Source organism: Pseudomonas reactans (assembly GCF_013385825.1).
GTDB lineage: Bacteria > Pseudomonadota > Gammaproteobacteria > Pseudomonadales > Pseudomonadaceae > Aquipseudomonas > Aquipseudomonas reactans.
Genome location: NZ_JACAPG010000015.1, coordinates 1 through 19,226 on the forward strand (window position 1 = coordinate 1; position 19,226 = coordinate 19,226).

Sequence of the window (19,226 nt, forward strand, 5' to 3'; positions counted from 1 at the left end):
GGTAAACCGGCAGGGATGCCGGTTTAGCCGCCCCGCGCCATGGATGGCGCGTGGCGGCGGCCCCCCAAATCACTGTCGGATTACGGGCACACCGAGCCTAGGCGAGGTGCCGAGTGTTGGGGCAAGAGCCCTTTTGGTTACTTTTGGGGCTCTTTTCCAAAAGTGACCCGCCGTAAGGGCGGAACCAATACCCGCCATCACCCAAATAACGGATATACACCCAACCCAACCCAATCAAACCCAACCCAACCAACTCCAGTAAGTCACCGCAAACACCAACATCAACAAATAACCAACAAGCGTCACCAAAACCCCCACCTTGGCAAACTGCCGCGCCGTAAACGTCCCCGTCCCCAGACACACCATATTCTGCGGCGCATTGATCGGCAGAATAAACCCATAGCTCATCACAAACCCCAACAGCATCGTCATCCCCAGCCGACTGAACTCCCCCGGCAACGTCTGCAACACCGCAATCAAAATCGGCAGCAGCGCCGAGGTCAACGCCGTGGCACTGGCAAACCCCAAATGAATCACGATCAAAAACGCCCCCAGAATCGCAAACACCCCCAGCGGCCCCACCTGATCCAACCCCGTGTGAGCCACTACCGCAGCCCCCAACCACTGCCCCGCCTGGGTGGTCAACAGCGCCGTCCCCAGGCTGATACCCACCCCGAACACAATCACCGTGCCCCACGGAATCCGCGACTGCACATCCTTCCAGGTCATCACGCCGATACCCGGCAGCAACAGCAACACCAACCCCGCGTACGTGGTCGAGGTGGTATCAAAACTGTGCAAACGCCCTTCCGTGGCCCAGGCCAGCAGCAACATCACCGACACCGTCAACAGGCGCTTCTGCGGCCCGGTCATCGGCCCGATATCTACCAGCGATTGCGCCACCGCTTCTTTGCCACCGGGAATGCTGTCGCTCTCCGGCGGCAGCAATTTAAGCACCAGGAACAGCAACACCGCCGACATGATCAACGCCCACGGCGCCCCCGCGATCAGCCAGTCGATCCACGACACGCGCTGGCCGAGCATCTTGTCCATGAAGCCGACGGTCAGCAGGTTCTGCGCGGCGGCGGTCTGGATGCCGACGTTCCAGATGCTGGTGCCTTGGGCCACCACGATCATGATGCCGGCGGCGATGTTCGAGCGCTTGTCCACGCCGAACGTGGCGATCACGCCCATCATGATCGGCACCACGCAGGCACTGCGCGCCGTGGCGCTGGGCACCACCAGGCTGAGCAAAATAGTCACCGCAATTGCCCCCAGCAGGATGCGCCGGGTGCTGGTGCCGACGCGGCTCAGGGTGACCAGGGCGATGCGTCGGTCCAGGCCGGTGTGGGTCATGGCGGCGGCGATAAACAATGCGCCAGCCACCAGCGCCAGCGCCGGGTTGGAGAAACCGGTGAGCGCCATGCTGATGGCCGGGCTGCTGCCGATCAAATGGGTAGGGTCTTGCAGCGACGGTGCCGTGCCGAGCAGAAAGGCCATCAGCGACGTGATCATGATCGCGCTGGCTTCGTACGACACCGCTTCGGTGATCCACACCACCACGGCAAACGCGAGGATTGCCAGCATGCGGTGCCCGGCCACCGGCAAGTCGGCGGGCAGCGGCAACAGCAGCACCCCGGTCATCACCAGCACGGCGACCACCAGGCCCAGGGGTAATTTGAAGGATGCCGCGCTCATGGGGTGCTCCAAGGCTCTAAATCAGAGCCTTGGAGCATGGGGCAAAACCACCTGCGGCGTGTTGACCTAGGCCAACAACTGACTCAACACGGCGCGCAACTTGCCAGGCTCAGTTCCGGCGCCCTGCCCTGCAAGGCCAGCAACGCGTCGTCCGGGAGCCTTACGCTACTTGGGTACCGTGAGGCGTCAGGCACGGGCAAAGGCCACGGCTTTCTCGAACTGCTCAGGGGTCGGGCGCACGCCGGTGTAGAGCACAAATTGCTCCAGGGCCTGGATGGCGATCACTTCCAACCCGGTAATTACCCGTTTCCCCTTGGCGCGACCACGCAGGATAAGCGGTGTTTCGGCGGGGATCGCCACCACATCGAATACCGTTTCGGCACAATCCACCGCTTCAGCGTCGAATGCCAACGCATCGGCCTCAGCCCCGCCAGTCATGCCAATGGGCGTCACGTTGATCAGCATCTGCGGGCGCAGGTCACCCAGTTCGGCCAACCACTCATACCCCAGGTTCTGCGCCAGTGCGCGGCCTGCGCTTTCGTTGCGCGCCACAATCACGCCATTGGTATAGCCGCCATCCCGCAAGGCACTGGCCACGGCCTTGGCCATGCCGCCGCTACCGCGCAGGGCGAAGGTCGATTCCTTGGGCACTGCGTGCTTTTTCAGCAACTGTTCGATGGCAATGTAGTCGGTGTTGTAGGCCTTGAGATGCCCGTCGGTGTTGACGATGGTGTTCAGGGAGTCGATGGCCTGAACCGAATCGTCGAGTTCGTCCACTAAGGCAATGGCAGCTTCCTTGAACGGCATGGAAACCCCGCAACCCCGCACGCCCAACGCGCGGATACCACCGATCGCGCCGGGCAAATCCTGGCTGCTGAAGGCTTTATAGTAGAAATTCAGACCCAGCTGTTCGTACAGGTGGTTATGAAACCGCAGGCCGAAATTCCCGGGGCGCGCCGACAGAGACATGCACAGTTGGGTGTCCTTGTTGGGGTGCATCTGCATGGGTAACTCCTTTGAGTAAGCAATTGGGTACAGACCTTACACAACCTTTACCTAGCGGCTGTGCTGTTTTTCAGAAATACGTTGTCTTAAAAGTATCCCCGCGACATTACTTGAGTCTATTGATTGCAGACCACAAGCGCTGGGGCTAACCGAGGAATGACCATGATTCGTACAATCCCCAAGATCGCCTTGCTGGTTGGCGCACTCGCGATGGCAGGCCAAGCCTCCGCCCACGGTGGTGGTTGGGGTGGCCCGGCCGTATTGGGTGCTTTAGTCGGTGCAGCCGTCGTGGGCTCCGTGGTTGCCAGCCAGCCGCGTGAGGTCTACGTGCAGCAGCCGGTGTATGTGCAACCGCAGCCGGTATATGCCGCGCCGCCGCCGGTCTACTACGCACCGCCGCCACCGGTGTATGTGCAGCAACAGGTGTATTACCGCCCGGCACCGGTCTACTACGGCCCACCGCGTGGCTATTACGGTCCACCGCGCGGCTACTACGGCCCTCCTCACGGCTATTACGGCCGCGGCTGGTAACCGAATCGTCTGAAACAGGCCTCGCAGGATTGCGGGGCCTTTTTTTGTCTGAAAAGTCCGGATTCAGGGCGTCAAGGTCGCTCTGAGGACAATGCCCGGCGCGAAATCGCACATCATCGAAGCCAATGTCTACTTGCCCAATCGGGCCTCGCGCTGTCATGTTTGTGTCACACCTTACTTCCACTATCGATCCTGTCCACCCAATAACAACAAGGACGACTGACCATGCCCACGCAAAACCCGCACCGCACCGCTGGCCTTTGTACGTCCAGCAAGGTCTACAGCGCCCTCACCGAACTCAAGCACCTGGAAGGCCACCGTAGCGCTAAATTCCTTGCGCTGCTGGCGGAAAACCTGGTGCGCAAGGGCCTGCTCAGTGAACAGGAAGTGGTGAACATGCTCGATCAAGTGGTGGACTGACGTCTCGCGTCGATGACGACTATCGAGACGGGTGATTTTTGCTACGCCAGCCTGCCCCGTACAGTGACCCCATAGCGATTGGAGGTCCTTATGCCCACTATTCAGATCATGTCCGTCATCGGCAGCGCCGTTCCCGCCCCGCTTCGCAAGCTGGGTTTGCTCGCCTGCTGGTACCTGGTACGCGACGGCGAAGCCATCAGCGGTCCTTTCAAGAGCAGCCGAGAAGCAGCGGCAAGCCTCAAGCTCGAAGCTTGAAGCTGCTTTTTAGGGCAATGGCAGCTTGACTCGCGGCTTGCTTTCCACAAACAACGCCCAACTGGACATGAACAACGCCGCCACCAGCGGCCCGATCACAAAGCCGTTCAAGCCAAACACCGACAAACCGCCCAAGGTCGAGATCAGGATCAGGTAATCGGGCATTTTGGTGTCCTTGCCCACCAGAATCGGGCGCAGCACGTTGTCCACCAGGCCGATCACAAACACCCCAAACAGCGCCAGCACCACGCCTTGCCAGATGGCGCCGCTCAACAGGAAGTAGGCGGCCACCGGCCCCCACACAATCCCCGCGCCCACCGCCGGCAACAGCGACAGAAACGCCATCAGTACCGCCCAGAGCAATGCACTGGGAATATCCAGGAACCAGAAGATAAGCCCGCCGAGCGCACCCTGTGTCACGGCCACCAGCACATTGCCCTTGACCGTGGCCCGCACCACCCGATTGAACTTGAGCTGCAACCGGCGCTTCTGCGGCTCGGCCAACGGCACCGCTATGCGCACCTTGCGCACCAGCTCCGGGCCGTCGCGCAGCAGGAAATACAGCAGGTACAGCATGATGAAAAAGCTCACCAGGAAATCAAACGTGCCCTGGCCAAAGCTGAACGCCTGGGTGGCAAAGAACTGGCTACCCTGCATCGCGCTCTTGACGATCTTCTCGCGCAAGCCTTCCAGGTTGCCCATGCCGAAACGGTCCAGCAGGTGCTGGAAGTACGGCGGCAACACATTCTTGAACTGCTCGATATACCCCGCCACGTCCAGCTTGCCGCTTTCGATGTTCTTGTAAAGCGTCGCGCCCTCCTGCACCAGCAAGGCACTGGTGATGATCACCGGCAGGATCGCGATGATCAGGCAGGCACTCAAGGTGGCCAGGGAAGTGAGGTTGCGGTTCCAGCCAAAACGCTGCTGCAGGCGCCGCTGCATCGGGGCAAAGATGATGCCGAGGATCACCGCCCAGAACACCGCGCCGTAGAACGGCAGCAATATCCAGATAAACGCGATGGTCACCAGGCCCAGCAGTAACAGCAAGGTCTTGAATTGCAGGTTGGTTTGATTCATGTCCGGTCCATGTCAGAAAAGCAGAGGTCCCTTGTAGGCCCTGTTGCTTAGTCCGCAGCGAAACCTGGGAGTGCCCTCGGTTATTGAACAAGCATAGACCCGCCCACAGCGTGTGGATCGACACCATCGTGCAATGTCCGCTGCCCCTGCCCCGTGATGAGATTGGCGTGCACTTGCGATACTCCATCACGCTCCCAACGGGGCTCTGTCGAACAGAGAGGCCATCATGCTTTTACACATGTCCACCTGGGCTGAAATCGAGCAATTTCTTGAACGCAGCCGCACCATTGTGATTCCCATCGGCTCCAACGAGCAGCACGGACCCATTGGCCTGCTGGGCACCGATTGGATGTGTCCGCAGATCATTGCCCACCAGGCACAGGAAACGGCGGATATCCTGATCGGCCCCACCTTCAATATCGGCATGGCCCAGCATCACCTGGGCTTTGCCGGCACCATCACGTTGCGCCCGTCGACGTTTATCGCGGCCATTGAGGACTGGGTGCTTTCCCTGGTTGCCCACGGCTTCGAGAAGATCCTCTTCCTCAATGGCCATGGCGGTAATATTGCCTCGATCGAAGCGGCCTTTTCGCAACTGTATGCCCGCGCCAGTTTCGCCAGGCAGCCTGCCGGGTTCGCCTTGAAACTGAGCAACTGGTGGGACCTGGAAGGCGTTGGCGCACTGGCCAACCGACAGTTTCCCACCGGCCACGGGATCCACGCCACGCCGTCGGAGATTGCGGTGACTCAATGGGCCTACCCGGACGCGATCAAGTCGGCGACCTATTCGCCGCAAATCGCCAATTCCGGGCCGATTCGCGAGGCCCATGACTTCCGCGCACGCTTCCCGGACGGCCGCATGGGCTCTGACCCTGGCCAAGCGACGCCGGAAAAAGGCGGTGAGCTGGTCAGGCTGGCGGCCGAAAGCCTGGTACGCGAGCTGGAGGCATTCAGCCACGAATCAACACCGCTCGGCCCGGTCAGCGCCTCGACTAACAACTGCTAACACCGCCTAACTGGTGGCCAACGCGGCCAGGCATCACTCTTGAATCTCACCACCGTCAGCATTCAAGAGGGATGCAACCATGACCGAAGGGTATCGCGGCAATTGCCTGTGCAAGGTGGGCCGTCTCGGCAATGAAAGGCTGTGCACATTGATGGTGCATGTGCTCAACAGTGACCGAGGCGCCGTGCGGCGGCTCTCGGGCAACGTCTCACCGTTGTTGGTGGCTTTTTATGAGGGCCAGGCACAGGCCGGGCGCATTCGCCATGAAAACATCCAGTACCTGGTACGTGAAGCCTTCCTGGCCGTGCTGGAAAATGCCGCAGGCTACGACGCTGCCACGCCGTTCCGAGCCTGGTTGCTGGAGATCGCCCGTACGACGCTGTTGGGATATCTGCCGTCCACCAACGTCACCCCTCTGCTGAATTCGCCATCTATCCAGTGGGCAATTTGACTTTCCCACTGCCGTCGATTCTTCCCAGGAAATGCCCATGCTGAGCATCGAAAAAATTCTGTATTCCGGCCACACCGCTACCACAGGCGGTCGAGAGGGCGCAGGGCGTAGCGAGGATGGCCGGCTGGATATCAAGCTCTCCCCGCCCGGTGCTCCGGGGAGCGGCACCAACCCCGAGCAACTGTTTGCGGTGTGCTGGTCAGCGTCACTCCTGGCCGCGCTGCGCCATGCCTGCAATGCCCGGAAAATCCTGTTTCCGGCCACGGCGGCGATTGATGCCCAGGTCGACCTGCTGCACGGCGCACAGGGTTTTTTCTTGCAGGCACACCTCAGCGTTTCATTGCCCGAGATAGAACCCGAGGTAGCCCGGCAATTGATTGAAGCGGCCCACCAGAACTGCCCCTACTCCAAAGCCACACACCGCAACATCGACGTCAGCTTCACCCTGAACTGAGGTTCAGTGACTCGATACCTACGTGCAATCGCGGTGCCCTGAGGGGTCTGGTTTGATGCTCCCTGACACAACAATCAGAAACAAGGGGACTTGAGCATGAAAAAACTGACGACAGCCGCCGGCGCACCCGTGGTCGACAACAACCATTCGCAAACCGCCGGCCCCCGCGGCCCTGTGTTGTTGCAGGACGTCTGGCTGCTGGAAAAACTGGCGCACTTCGACCGTGAAGTCATCCCCGAGCGCCGCATGCACGCCAAGGGCTCCGGCGCGTTCGGCCGGTTTACCGTCACCCAGGACATCACCCGGTTCACCAAGGCCGACCTGTTTTCCCACGTGGGCAAGACCACGGATATCTTCGTGCGTTTTTCCACCGTGGCCGGCGAGCGCGGCGCCGCCGATGCCGAGCGGGACATCCGTGGTTTCGCCATCAAGTTCTACACCGAGCAAGGCAACTGGGACCTGGTGGGCAACAACACCCCGGTGTTTTTCCTACGCGACCCGTTGAAATTTCCCGACCTCAACCACGCCGTCAAACGTGACCCGCGCACCCACATGCGCAGCGCGCGCAACAACTGGGATTTCTGGACCCTGCTGCCCGAAGCCCTGCACCAAGTCACGATTGTGATGAGCGACCGAGGGTTGCCGCAGTCCTATCGGCACATGCATGGTTTTGGCAGCCACACCTTCAGCTTTATCAGCGCGGCCAACGAGCGTTTCTGGGTGAAATTCACCTGGAAAACCGCGCAAGGCATCCACAACCTCACCGACGAGCAGGCCAGCCAAGTGGCCGGCGACGACCGTGAAAGCGCCCAGCGCGACCTGTACACCAGCATCGAAGAGGGCCGCTTCCCGCAATGGACGCTCCACGTGCAAATCATGCCGGAGGCGGATGCCGGCACTTATGCGATCAACCCGTTCGACCTGACCAAAGTCTGGCCGCATCAGGACTACCCACTGATCGAAGTGGGCGTCCTGGAGCTCAATCGCAACCCCGACAACTACTTCGCCGACGTCGAACAAGCCGCTTTCAATCCCGCCAACGTGGTGCCGGGCATCAGCTTTTCGCCGGATAAGATGCTGCAGGCGCGCCTGTTCGCCTATGGCGATGCGCAGCGCTACCGCGTCGGCGTGAACCACCATCAGATCCCGGTGAACGCCCCGCGTTGCCCGGTCAACAGCTACCACCGCGACGGGCAGATGCGCACCGACGGCAATGCCGGCAGCACCCTCGGCTACGAACCCAACAGCCACGCGCAATGGGTGGAGCAACCCGACTTTCGCGAGCCACCGCTGGCCCTGCAAGGCAGCGCTGCGCATTGGAACCATCGGGAAGACACGGACTATTTTTCCCAACCCGTCGCCCTATTCCGCTTGATGAGCGCCACCCAGCAACAGGCCTTGTTCGCCAACACCGCGCGTTCGATCCAGGGCGCCAGCCCCCAGGCCAAAGCGCGCCACATCCAGCACTGCACGCAAGCCGATCCTGCCTATGGCGCGGGTGTTGCCCGCGCCATCGAACTCTTAGGGTGAGCCAGATGGACCATATCGATCACATTATGATTGTCGACGACGATCGTGAGATCCGCGAACTCGTCGGCAATTACCTGAAGAAAAACGGCTTGCGTACCACGGTGGCCTCGGACGGTCGGCAAATGCGCACCTTGCTCGATGCCACGGCGGTGGACCTGATCGTGCTCGACATCATGATGCCGGGCGACGATGGGCTGGTGCTGTGCCGCGAGCTGCGCGCGGGCAAACACAAAGCCACGCCGATCCTGATGCTGACCGCACGCAACGACGAAACCGACCGCATCATCGGCCTGGAAATGGGCGCCGATGATTACCTGGTCAAACCCTTCGCCGCCCGCGAGCTGCTGGCGCGCATCAACGCCGTATTGCGCCGCACTCGCTCGCTGCCGCCCAACCTGATCGTCAGCGAGGCCAGCCGCCTGGTGGCCTTCGGCAAATGGCGGCTGGATACCACCGCACGCCACCTGATGGACGCCCAGGGCACCATCGTCAACCTGAGCGGCGGCGAATACCGCCTGTTGCGGGTCTTTGTCGACCACCCCCAGCGTGTACTGAGCCGCGATCAATTGCTCAATCTCACCCAGGGCCGCGATGCCGACCTGTTCGACCGCTCCATCGACTTGCTGGTCAGCCGCCTGCGCCAGCGCCTGCTGGATGACGCGCGCGACCCTGCCTACGTCAAGACGGTGCGCAGCGAAGGCTATGTGTTCACCTACCCGGTGGAAATCCTGGGAGAAGCTTCGTGAAACGGCTGCGCTGGCCGCGCTCCCTGGCCTCGCGCCTGACGCTGATCTTTCTGACCAGCCTGGTGATCGCCCACGGGCTTTCCTTCGGGCTGCAGTTTTATGAGCGTTACCAGAGCGCCATGTCGCTGATGCTGGGCAATTTCGAACAGGACATCAGCACCTCGGTGGCCATGCTCGAACGCCTGCCCGCCGAAGAGCGTCAAGCCTGGCTGCCGCGCTTCGAACATGCCACCTATCGCTACCAACTGGATGAAGGCCAGCCTGGCCAGCCGATGGACATGGCCACCGCACCGGCCTCGGTGCACTCGATGGTGGCCACCCTGGGCCAGGACTACAGCCTGACTTTCAATACCATCCCCGACAAACGCCCGCATTATCAGGCGCACTTGCGCCTGCACGATGGCACGCCACTGAGCATTGATGTGCGCCCACAAGTCTCACCGCTGTCACCCTGGCTGCCGCTGTTACTGGGGGTGCAGCTGTTGCTGCTGCTCGGCTGCACCCTGCTGGCCGTGCGCACCGCGATTGAGCCGCTGACGCGCCTGGCCAATGCGGTCGACCGCCTGGACCCAAACGGCGGCGGCGCGCGCCTGGATGAGAACGGCCCCACCGAGGTGGCCTACGCGGCCGTGGCCTTCAATACCCTGCAGGAACGCATCGCCACCCACATCAAGGAACGCATGCAACTGCTCGCGGCTATTTCCCACGACCTGCAAACCCCGATCACGCGCATGAAACTGCGTGCCGAGCTCATGGAGGAGTCGGTGGAGCGGGAAAAACTCTGGAATGACCTCAGTGAAATGCAGCACCTGGTCCAGGAAGGCGTGGCCTACGCACGCAGCATGGACGGCACCGTCGAGGCCAGTCGCCGGGTCGACCTGCACTCGTTTCTAGACAGCCTGGTGTTCGACTATCAGGACGTCGGCAAACAGGTGGTGCTCACCGCGCCCACCGGCACCGTGATCGACACCCGCCCCCACGCACTGCGCCGGGTGCTGGTGAATCTGGTGGACAACGCGTTGAAGTTCGGCAGCGACGTCACGGTCAACGTCGAGCAGCACGCCGACGCGCATCTGTCGATCCAGATCCTTGACCGTGGCCCCGGCATTCCCGAGGCGCAACTGCCCGACGTGGTCAAGCCGTTCTATCGCGTCGAAAGCTCACGCAACCGCACCACCGGCGGCACCGGGCTGGGCCTGGCCATCGCGCAGCAACTGGCGCACAGCCTGCAAGGCGGCCTGACCCTGTATAACCGCGAGGGCGGTGGGTTGTGCGCGCAGTTGCTGCTGCCTCGCTGCCAGTCACCCATGCCGTCAGTCGCGGACTAGAAAGTCGCGCGGTGAAACGCCGATCGCGCGGCGAAACATCGCACTGAAGGCACTGGCGCTCACATAGCCCAGCTCCTGGGCGATCCGGCCGATGGGCTCGCCATTCTCCAGTCGTTCCAGGGCACAGGCCAGACGCACCTGCTGCACCCACTGGCGGTAGGTCAGGCCGGTCTCCTTGAGAAACAAGCGGATCAGCGTGCGTGAACTGGCGCCGACCTGGTCAGCCCAATACGCCACCGTGTGGGTTTGCCCAGGTGTTTCAAGTATCGCGCGGCACACCATCAGCAGTCGGCGGTCGACCGGCCACGGGATCTGCAACGGCAAGGTGCGCGCGGCGGCCAGTTCGCTGAGGATCAGCGCCACCACGTGGCTATTGCGACCTTCAAGTTCGTACTCGATCGGCTCATTGGCCAGCACCAGAATCAGCTCACGCAACAGCAGCGAAACATCGACGATCCGGCACCGGTCACCGAAACCGGCGGCCGCGTCGGCCTGGATATAGATCGAGCGCATCTGCACCGGCGTCAGCATCAGTTGATCGTGTTCTTCTTCGGCGGGAATCCACAGTGCCCGTTTGGGTGGCAAGAACCACAGGCTGCCCTGGGCAACGGCGCGCATCACCCCACTGACCGCATACAGCAACTGGCCGTGGCGGTGGGTGTGCGACGCGTTATAGGCGCCGGCCGCCTGGTTGCGCACAAGGGCCATGAGCACACGGGGCACGTCCTGGTAATCCAGGTAGTCCTCGCTGCGTCCATTGAGTTCGACGGGTTTACCGACGGCGCGGGCATCTTGCTTCATGGTGGGCTCATCGTATTGTCACTTTGTCGATATAAGCTGGCATTTGTCGATTCTTGCACATTGCTACGATCGGTTCGACTTCCACGACCCGAAGAGCCCGTCGACATGACCTCCACCGACAAGCACAGCCTGGCAGCCGTCCTCGGCCTATTGGTGCTGTCCATCGCCCTGCGCCCCGCCATCGTATCCATAGGGCCGATCCTGCTGTTGATTCAGGACCAGTATGGGTTGAGCTTTACCCAGGCCGCGCTGCTGACGTCGATCCCGGACGTGTGCATGGGTGTGCTCGCCCTGCTTGCGCCAGGCTTGAGCCGACGCTTTGGGTCAGACCGCTGCATGATTGCGGCGCTGGTGCTGATCGGCGTCGCGTGCCTGTTGCGGGCGGTCTCGCCGAATGCCGCGCTGCTGCTGCTGAACACCTTTGTGATCAGTGTCGGCATCGCCATCGCCGGCGCGTTGATGGGGGGCTGGATCAAAACCCACTTTGCCCACCGTCCGGCGTTTTTCATGGGTATTTATGCCGCAGGCTTGAGTGTCGGGGCCACCCTTTCTGCGCTGTTCACCGCGCCCATCACCGAACTCGCCCACAGCTGGCGTGTAGGCGCCGGTGCATGGAGCCTGTTGAGCGTCACGGCGGTGATCAGCTGGGTGTGGATGGCCCGGCGTTTCGCGGCCGGTGCGCCTCGGCTGGCCCCAGCACCGGCCCGGTCGATCCGACTGCCGTGGCGCAACTCCCAGGCGTGGCTGGTGGCGCTGTACTTCGGTGCCAGCCAGTTTGTGGTCTATGCCCTGTTCGCCTGGCTGGCACCGGCGTCCACCGAAACGGCCGTCACCCATCTGCCAGCCGGCACTTTGCTGGGGCTGTTTACTGCGGTGTTCGCGGTCGCCAGCGTGGGCGCCGGCCTGATCCCAGGCAAAGCCCATGACCGTCGTGGCCTGCTGGCCGCCTGCACGCTGATCGCGCTGCTGGGCACCGCCGGCATGGCATTCTCACCGACAGCCTGGCCAACCCTGTACGTGTTGCTGGTGGCAATCGGTCTGGGCATGTCGTTTACCGTGGGCATGACGCTGCCGCTGGACAATGCCACCACCCCTGCACAGGCCGGTGCATGGACGGTGTTCATGCTGTTTATCGGCTACCTGGTGGCTGCATTGGGTCCGCTGTGCTTCGGCGCATTACGCGATCACACCGGCAACTACAACTTGGCCTACGCCATGCTGTTTACCGTGCTGGTCTTCATGCTGTGCCTGACGCCGATGCTCAAACCTGTGCAGACCAACGCGCTACACGCGGCTGAGGCTGTACGGACTTGAACGAACGCCGGGATCTCCTATCATGCTCAGACCGACACAGGGCGCCAACCCCCTTGAATACCTCCCATCTTTTTCGAGAGCGCACTGACCGTGGAGTCCGCCCCTGACGACCCGCATGTGGCCGCGAGCCCGGATTTTGCCTTCGGCCCTTTCCGCGTAGTTCCGGGCAAACGCTTGCTCACAAAAGATGGCGCGCCGCTCGACATCGGTGGCCGCGCGCTTGACCTGCTGATCGCCCTGCTCGAACGTCCCGGGCGGGTGGTGTCCAAGCGTGAATTGATCAACCTGGTATGGCCCGACATCATCGTCGAAGAAGGCAGCCTACGGTTTCACATGACCGGGCTACGCCGCATTCTGGGCGATGGCGACGACGGTGCGCGCTATATCAACACGCAAGTTGGCGTGGGCTACGCATTCGTCGCGCCGATTGAGCGCGCGGCCCCCACCAAGCCTGCCCCGTACACGCCCCAACCTATGGCCACCGGCGTCGGTCGCCTGCCGCAACGCCCCAGTCTGATCGGTCGCGACGCAGATGTGGCCCTGGTGATGGAACGCCTGTTGCAGACCCCATTGTTTACCATCGTTGGCCCCGGTGGTGTGGGCAAAACCAGTCTGGCCGTTGAAACCGGCCACCGCCGTGCTGAGGGCGACGCCGTGCACTTCGTTGACCTGGCCCAGGTCGAGGATGCGCACTTGGTGCCCATCGCCCTCGCCAGTTCACTGGGCATTGCGGTGCAGGCCGAAGAACCGATGCGGGTGTTGCTCGCCCATCTGCATTCGCATCGGTTGCTGCTGATCCTCGACAACTGCGAACATCTGATCGATGCGGTCTGCGCCATCGTTGAACAGATCCAGGACGTGGCTCCGGGCGTGACACTTCTCGCCACCAGTCGCGAACCCCTGCGGGCGCGCGGCGAGCATGTGTATCGGCTCGACCCGCTGGCCTTTCCCACCGAGTTGCAGGACTTGAGCGTTGAACAACTGCTGGGATTTCCCGCCGTGCAACTGTTTGTCGAACGCGTCTGCTCCAGCAACGCCGCGCTGGCCCTGGCACCCGGCGATGCACGCCTGATTGCCGACATGTGCCAACGCCTGGAAGGCATGGCGCTGCCCATCGAGTTGGCGGCCGTGCGCGTCGCGGTGCACGGTGTACATGCCACCCACGCCCTGCTCGGCGAGCGGTTTTCCCTGGGGTGGGCCGGTCGCCGGACCGCGCTCCCACGGCATCAGACGCTGCGCGCGATGCTGGATTGGAGTTATGACCTGCTCTCGGCCAATGAACGCCTGGTGTTCGATCGGCTGGCCGTGTTTGTCGGCCCGTTTTCCCTGGAGGCCGCCTCGCACATCGCCGCTGACGACTGGATCGACCCCATCAGCGTCGCCGCCACCCTGGATGATCTGGCCGCCAAGGGTTTGGTCACCGTGAACCGCAGCAGCGCCACGGCTTCTTACCGTTTGCTGGAAATGACCCGCGCCTATGCGCGGGAAAAACTCCAGGGGCGCGGCCCCTCAGAAGTACACGCCCTGGCCTTCCGGCATGCGGCCCACCACATGGAACAGCTCAAGCACATGGGCGACACGCCCCATGCCATCTTCGCCAGTTCCGCGCGGTTGGGCTGCCAGTTGGGCAATATCCGCAGCGCACTGGAATGGAGTTTCGGCCCCCAGGGCGATCCCGGCCTGGCACTGCCACTGGCGGCGGCGAGTGCGCAACTGTTCCTGCATTTTTCCCTGCTGGTGGAATGCCGCATCTGGTGCACACGCGCCACCGAGTTACTGGAACTCGGCTATTTCGGCACGCCCACCGAAATGGAACTGCAAGCCGCGTTGGGCCTGGTGCTGATGTTTACCAAAGGCAATAGTGCCGCTGCGGAAAAAGCCCTGTTACGCGCCCTGGATATTGCCGTCAGCCTCGGCGAGCATCGCTCGCAACTGCGCCTGCTGGGACGCTTGCAGATATTCTACGAACGCATTGGTGACTTTAAGGCGTCCCTGGCCTGGGCCGAACGTGCCGTGGAGATCGGCGCAGTGATCGGTAAACCTGAAGCCATCGCCGTGGCCGCCTCCCTCGCGGGAATCTGTTATCACCTGCTGGGGGATCAGGCGTTGGCGCGCCAGGCGCTGGAACACTCTCTGCGCAACAGCGTGCCGTCGCAGCGCAGCCTGACCATTCACTATGGTTTCGACCATCGCAACCGCACCGGCCTGGCCCTGGCGCGCACCCTGTGGCTGATGGGCTTTCCCGACCAGGCCAGGCACGGCGCCCGGCAGGTCGAAACCGAAGCCGCCACACTGGACCATGCAACGACCTATTGCATTGCGCTGGTCTGGACCCTGCAGATTTACATCTGGACCGGTGACCTGGACACCGCCGCCGAGCGCCTGCACACCTTCAAGTCCATTGCCGAGGCCAACGCCTTCGGCCCCTATATCGCCGCGACCATGGGCTTCAGCGCGGCGGTCGCGATCCGCGCAGGCCAGCCCGGAAATGCTGTCGCCGCCCTTGAGGAAACCTTGGCTCGCCTGCACGGCATGCGCTACGAATTGCTGACCACCACCTTCGAGATGGCACTGGCCGAGGGCTTGATGCTGGAGGGGCAATTTGAAAAGGCCCTGGCACAAGTGGAGGCGACCATCAAACATTGCCGACACAGCGGCGATGCCTTCCCCCTCCCGGAACTGCTGCGCCTCCAGGCCAGCATTCATAAGGCGCAAGTACCTGGCGACCCCCGGCGGCCAGAGGCATTGCTGGAAGAGTCGTTGAGCCTGAGCCAGCAGCAAGGTTCACGCAGTTGGGCGTTGCGCAGCGCCATCGACCTGGCCGCGCTGTGGCAGGCGCAAGGTCGCGGCAGTGAGGCCCAGCGTTTGCTGGGCCAACACCGCGAACAGTTTTCGGAGGGCTTCGACACCCAGGACCTGCGCCTGCTACAGGCACGCCTGGACGATGCGCAATACAGCTAAAAAAGCCTCAGCGCTTGGCCGCCGAACGCAATGGCCGGAAGGCTTCGCGCAGTTCCTCGCTGAACAGTTGCGGCTGTTCCCAGGCGGCGAAATGCCCGCCTTTGCTGACCTGACTGTAGTAGGACAACGAGGGATAGGCGCGCTGGGCCCAGGTTTTCGGGGCCTGGTAGATCTCGTGGGGGAACACGGTAATGCCGACCGGAACCTTGATAGTGTCGGTCTTCTGTGCCGCGGCGCTGAAGTTATTGTTGTTGTTTTCCCAGTAGAAACGCGAGGACGCCGCGCCGCTGTTGGTCAACCAATACAGGCTGATGTCATCGAGCATTTCATCGCGACTGAGCACACGCTCGGGCTTGCCATCACTGTCGGTCCAGGCGGCGAATTTCTCGTACATCCAGGCCGCCGTACCGGCCGGCGAGTCGGCCAGCAGATAGCCAATGGTTTGTGGACGGGTGACCATCATCGCGCCATACGCCGCGTTGCGCCCAAAAAAGGTGCTCAGCGCGTTGTAGGCCGTGCGCTCAGGTTCGGTGAGGGTGGCGGGCGCCGGTTCGCCACTGTTGATCGGCTTGACCAATTCAGGCGGCACGGTGGCCGGCATATTCAGGTGAATGCCGAGCAAACCGGGGGGCGCCAGGCGGCCCAGCGCGTCGGAGATCACCGAGCCATGGTCGCCGCCCTGGGACACGTAATGGCTGTAGCCCAGGCGTTTCATCAGCACATCCCAGGCCTTGGCGACCCGGTCCGGGCCCCAGCCCAGTTCGGTGGGCTTGCCGGAAAAACCATGGCCTGGGATCGATGGAATCACCACGTCGAACGAATCTTCGATGCGGCCACCGTAGGCGACCGGGTCGGTCAACGGGCCGATGGTCTTGAGGAATTCAAATTGAGAACCCGGCCACCCGTGGGTAAGAATCAGCGGCAGCGCGTTCGGATTGCGCGAGCGCACATGAATGAATTGGATGTCGACCCCGTCGATGGTGGTGATGAACTCAGGCAGCGCATTGAGCTTGGCCTCGGCCTTGCGCCAGTCGTAGCCACTGCCCCAGTACTTGACCAGTGCCTGCACCTGCGCCAACTGCACACCCTGGGCGCTGTCGTTGACGGTTTCCTTGTCGGGCCAGCGGGTGGCGGCGATACGTTTATGCAGGTCGGTCAATTGTGCTTCTTCAACATGAATACGGTACGGACGGATGGCGTCGGACGCCGCCCACGCGGCCTGGCTACCGGCGAGCAGCGCCAGGCCGAGCAACGAAGCCCGGCAGCGCAGTCGCAGGTAAAGGGACGAAGCTGCAAGCATGATGAATCTCCTGTCGTGGCACCGCGCCCGGGTGGCCAGTGCAAGGCCGATCAGACCATCGAGGGCGACGTCAGACGATTGCACGTAAGTGTCGGTCGATACCTTGGTATGACTTGCCAGCGTGGCCGCCCGATGCTGCCATCCACCCCTGACAAAAACGGGATCCGCAACAGATGAGTGGTCAGTCAATCAGCGCAGCCACACAACGCATTTCGACGCGTCGGGCGGCATGGACCGTCGTGGGGTTGTGCATGCTGTTCAATGTGATCGATGGCCTGGACGCCATGGCCATGGCATTCACCGCCAGCCGCGTGGCGGCGCAGTGGTCATTGAGTTCTGCGCACGTCGGCCTGCTGCTCAGCGCCAGCCTGGTGGGCATGGCCTGCGGCTCGTTGTGTGCAGCGCCGATGACCAACCGGTATGGGCGGCGCCGTGTGTTGCTGGCCAGCCTGATGCTCAGTGGCGTGACCATGGTGCTGTGCTTCTGGAGCCAGGGTTATTGCACCCTGCTATGCCTGCGTTTGCTCACGGGGATCGGCGTGGGCGCAGTGCTGGTCGGCGCCAATGTACTGACCCACGAATATGCCCCCCTTACCCATCGCAGCCTGTCGATTGCCCTGCAATCGGCGGCCTTTGCGCTGGGCGCCACCTTGGGTGGGGTGCTGGCCCATCTGCTCAATGACAGTCTCGGTTGGCGCTATGTGTTTCTGGCAGGGGGCGGCCTGACATTGTTGGTCGGGACGGCAGGAGTGCTGTGGCTGCGCGAGTGCGACTCGCGGGTGGTACTGGCTGCCGAGTACTCAAGTCTTGGCTACCGCGGCCTGTTCCTTCACGGGCGCTGGCCATCCACGTGCGCGTTGGCCTGCGTGTGCTTTTTGCTGATGTTCGGGTTTTATTTTGTGATGAGCTGGACCCCCATGCTGCTGACTCACAGCGGTTTTTCCGCACGCCATGGCATCAGCGGCGGCATGTTGCTCACGGTCGGTGGCATGTTTGGCGCCTTACTGTTGGGCTTGGGAGCAAATCGCTGGGGCTGCCACCGGTTGTTGAGTATGTGCCTGCTATTCAATGCCGTGCTGATGCTGCTGATGGTGACGGTCACGCGCGTACCGCTGCTTGCGATTGCTACGGGGTTCACGGCTGGGCTGTTGCTCTACGCCTCCATCGCCGCGCTGTTCGTGCTGGCGCCCCAGGCATTCGACACCCCCGAGCGTACTCGCGGTGTGGGCCTGGTGCTGGCCACGGGAAGGCTGGGCGCAATTGTTTCGCCCACGTTCGCCGGTGTATTGCTCGACGCCCAGTGGCGCCCCCAGGATTTGTTCACCGTCTACACGGGCAGCCAATTGCTGGCTGCCCTGCTGATCTGGCGCAGCCGTCGGCCTACTCCTGAGGCAAGATAATCAGCTTGCCCGTGCTCCTGCGCGATTCGATATCCCGATGAGCCTGGTGCGCCTGCGCCAACGAATAACGCTGGCCGATGTTCACGTTGAGCCGCCCGGTGCGCACCCAGGTGAACAACTGCTGCGCACGCGCCAACAAGGTCTCGCGGTTGCGCACATGGTGCATTACGACCGGGTAGGTCAGCTTGATACTGCGCGGGATTGAAAAGATATCGATCGGCGCGATCGGGTCCATGAAAGGACCGAACAGGGCCAAGGTGCCGAAGTAATCCAGCAGGTTGAGCGACTCGCTGAAACCTTCGTTACCGGTGCCGTCGTACACCACATTTATCGCGTGTTTACCAACCAGTCGCTCGACCTGACCGGCGATATGCCCGGCACGCCCGATCACCACATAATCGGCGCCAGCGGCCAATACGCTGTCGACTTTGTCGGCATGCGAAACCCGACCAATCGCCTGACCGCCGAGCAGCTTGACCATCTGCGTCAGCAACAGCCCCACGCCCCCCGCTGCCGCATGGATGAACGCGACATCACCCTTTTGGAGGGTGTGCACGTCAAACACCAGATTGCTCGCGGTGAGGCCTTGCATCATCAGGCCGGCGGCGGTTTCGAAGCCGATATCATCGGGCAACGGCACCAACTGGCTGACCGGGGCGATCACCTGTTGCGCATAACTGCCTGGCACGTAATACCAGGCCACCCGATCGCCAGGTGTTACCTCAGTCACATCGGGGCCAGTGGCCACAACCACGCCCGCGCCCTCCGCACCCAGCGTCAGCGGCAACGCGCTGGCGACACCAAGGCCCCGGCGCGCGCCGGTATCCATGAAATTCACTCCGGCAGCCATGACCTGGACCAGTGCCTGCCCAGGCCCCGGTCGGGCCAGTGAAACCTCTTGCACGGCCAAGACCTCTGGGCCGCCAAATGCGTTGATCATCACAGCTTT

18 protein-coding genes are annotated in these 19,226 nt (G+C 62.3%); 12 read left to right on the top strand and 6 right to left on the bottom strand.

Features of this window, described 5'->3' with window-relative positions:
• Window positions 1-234 precede the first annotated feature (234 nt).
• Both HX868_RS19485 and HX868_RS19490 read right to left on the bottom strand, forming a co-directional pair.
• The gene (locus HX868_RS19485; RefSeq protein ID WP_177004072.1) at window positions 235-1,698 is read right to left on the bottom strand and encodes a DASS family sodium-coupled anion symporter; all 1,464 of its coding nucleotides are present in this window, start codon (window positions 1,696-1,698) and stop codon (window positions 235-237) included.
• A 186-nt stretch (window positions 1,699-1,884) separates the two neighbouring features.
• Window positions 1,885-2,703 carry a shikimate 5-dehydrogenase gene (locus HX868_RS19490; protein ID WP_177004073.1) on the bottom strand — a complete coding sequence of 273 codons (819 nt, stop codon included), beginning with the start codon at window positions 2,701-2,703 and terminating at the stop codon, window positions 1,885-1,887.
• 156 nt (window positions 2,704-2,859) lie between these two features.
• Between HX868_RS19490 and HX868_RS19495 the strand changes: the two genes are divergently transcribed.
• The 3 genes from HX868_RS19495 (at window position 2,860) to HX868_RS19505 (ending at window position 3,909) form a co-directional block, all read left to right on the top strand.
• Window positions 2,860-3,234, top strand: a complete 375-nt coding sequence (locus HX868_RS19495) for a hypothetical protein (protein WP_016980060.1) — start codon at window positions 2,860-2,862, stop codon at window positions 3,232-3,234.
• A 225-nt stretch (window positions 3,235-3,459) separates the two neighbouring features.
• Window positions 3,460-3,654 (top strand): hypothetical protein, encoded by a 195-nt coding sequence (locus tag HX868_RS19500; protein WP_010211349.1) that lies wholly within the window; start codon window positions 3,460-3,462, stop codon window positions 3,652-3,654.
• 90 nt (window positions 3,655-3,744) lie between these two features.
• The gene (locus HX868_RS19505) at window positions 3,745-3,909 is read left to right on the top strand and encodes a hypothetical protein (RefSeq protein ID WP_016980059.1); all 165 of its coding nucleotides are present in this window, start codon (window positions 3,745-3,747) and stop codon (window positions 3,907-3,909) included.
• A 9-nt stretch (window positions 3,910-3,918) separates the two neighbouring features.
• Here the strand turns inward: HX868_RS19505 and HX868_RS19510 are convergent, their stop codons facing one another.
• Entirely contained in the window at window positions 3,919-4,986 is a 1,068-nt protein-coding gene (locus tag HX868_RS19510; RefSeq protein WP_177004074.1) for an AI-2E family transporter, read from the bottom strand.
• 226 nt (window positions 4,987-5,212) lie between these two features.
• Here HX868_RS19510 and HX868_RS19515 point away from each other — a divergent pair, with 226 nt between their 5' ends.
• The 6 genes from HX868_RS19515 to HX868_RS19540 all read left to right on the top strand — a co-directional run bounded on the left by HX868_RS19515 (window position 5,213) and on the right by HX868_RS19540 (window position 10,501).
• Window positions 5,213-5,992 carry a creatininase family protein gene (locus HX868_RS19515; RefSeq protein ID WP_177004075.1) on the top strand — a complete coding sequence of 260 codons (780 nt, stop codon included), beginning with the start codon at window positions 5,213-5,215 and terminating at the stop codon, window positions 5,990-5,992.
• A 79-nt stretch (window positions 5,993-6,071) separates the two neighbouring features.
• Entirely contained in the window at window positions 6,072-6,443 is a 372-nt protein-coding gene (locus HX868_RS19520) for a hypothetical protein (RefSeq protein ID WP_177004076.1), read from the top strand.
• A 37-nt stretch (window positions 6,444-6,480) separates the two neighbouring features.
• A complete protein-coding gene (locus HX868_RS19525) occupies window positions 6,481-6,897 on the top strand; it encodes an Ohr family peroxiredoxin (protein WP_177004077.1) in 417 nt (138 codons plus the stop codon).
• A gap of 96 nt (window positions 6,898-6,993) precedes the next feature.
• A complete protein-coding gene (locus HX868_RS19530) occupies window positions 6,994-8,427 on the top strand; it encodes a catalase (RefSeq protein WP_177004078.1) in 1,434 nt (477 codons plus the stop codon).
• A 5-nt stretch (window positions 8,428-8,432) separates the two neighbouring features.
• A complete protein-coding gene (locus HX868_RS19535; protein ID WP_095017572.1) occupies window positions 8,433-9,173 on the top strand; it encodes a response regulator in 741 nt (246 codons plus the stop codon).
• On the top strand, window positions 9,170-10,501 hold the full coding sequence (locus HX868_RS19540; protein ID WP_177004079.1) for an ATP-binding protein: 1,332 nt from the start codon (window positions 9,170-9,172) through the stop codon (window positions 10,499-10,501). Before HX868_RS19535 ends, HX868_RS19540 begins: the two co-directional genes overlap by 4 nt.
• Here the strand turns inward: HX868_RS19540 and HX868_RS19545 are convergent.
• Entirely contained in the window at window positions 10,487-11,302 is an 816-nt protein-coding gene (locus HX868_RS19545) for an AraC family transcriptional regulator (RefSeq protein ID WP_177004080.1), read from the bottom strand. The two genes, HX868_RS19540 and HX868_RS19545, sit on opposite strands and share 15 nt — an antisense overlap.
• A gap of 105 nt (window positions 11,303-11,407) precedes the next feature.
• On the opposite strand from HX868_RS19545, the gene HX868_RS19550 reads away from it, so the two are divergent.
• Entirely contained in the window at window positions 11,408-12,616 is a 1,209-nt protein-coding gene (locus HX868_RS19550) for an MFS transporter (protein WP_177004081.1), read from the top strand.
• Between the two features lie 90 nt (window positions 12,617-12,706).
• On the top strand, window positions 12,707-15,577 hold the full coding sequence (locus HX868_RS19555; RefSeq protein WP_177004082.1) for a winged helix-turn-helix domain-containing protein: 2,871 nt from the start codon (window positions 12,707-12,709) through the stop codon (window positions 15,575-15,577).
• A 7-nt stretch (window positions 15,578-15,584) separates the two neighbouring features.
• Here the strand turns inward: HX868_RS19555 and HX868_RS19560 are convergent, their stop codons facing one another.
• Window positions 15,585-16,877 carry an epoxide hydrolase family protein gene (locus HX868_RS19560; protein WP_177004083.1) on the bottom strand — a complete coding sequence of 431 codons (1,293 nt, stop codon included), beginning with the start codon at window positions 16,875-16,877 and terminating at the stop codon, window positions 15,585-15,587.
• A 173-nt stretch (window positions 16,878-17,050) separates the two neighbouring features.
• Between HX868_RS19560 and HX868_RS19565 the strand changes: the two genes are divergently transcribed.
• The gene (locus HX868_RS19565) at window positions 17,051-18,277 is read left to right on the top strand and encodes an MFS transporter (RefSeq protein WP_177004084.1); all 1,227 of its coding nucleotides are present in this window, start codon (window positions 17,051-17,053) and stop codon (window positions 18,275-18,277) included.
• Here HX868_RS19565 and HX868_RS19570 read toward each other — a convergent pair.
• A complete protein-coding gene (locus HX868_RS19570) occupies window positions 18,258-19,217 on the bottom strand; it encodes a quinone oxidoreductase family protein (protein WP_246355565.1) in 960 nt (319 codons plus the stop codon). The two genes, HX868_RS19565 and HX868_RS19570, sit on opposite strands and share 20 nt — an antisense overlap.
• Window positions 19,218-19,226 lie beyond the last annotated feature (9 nt).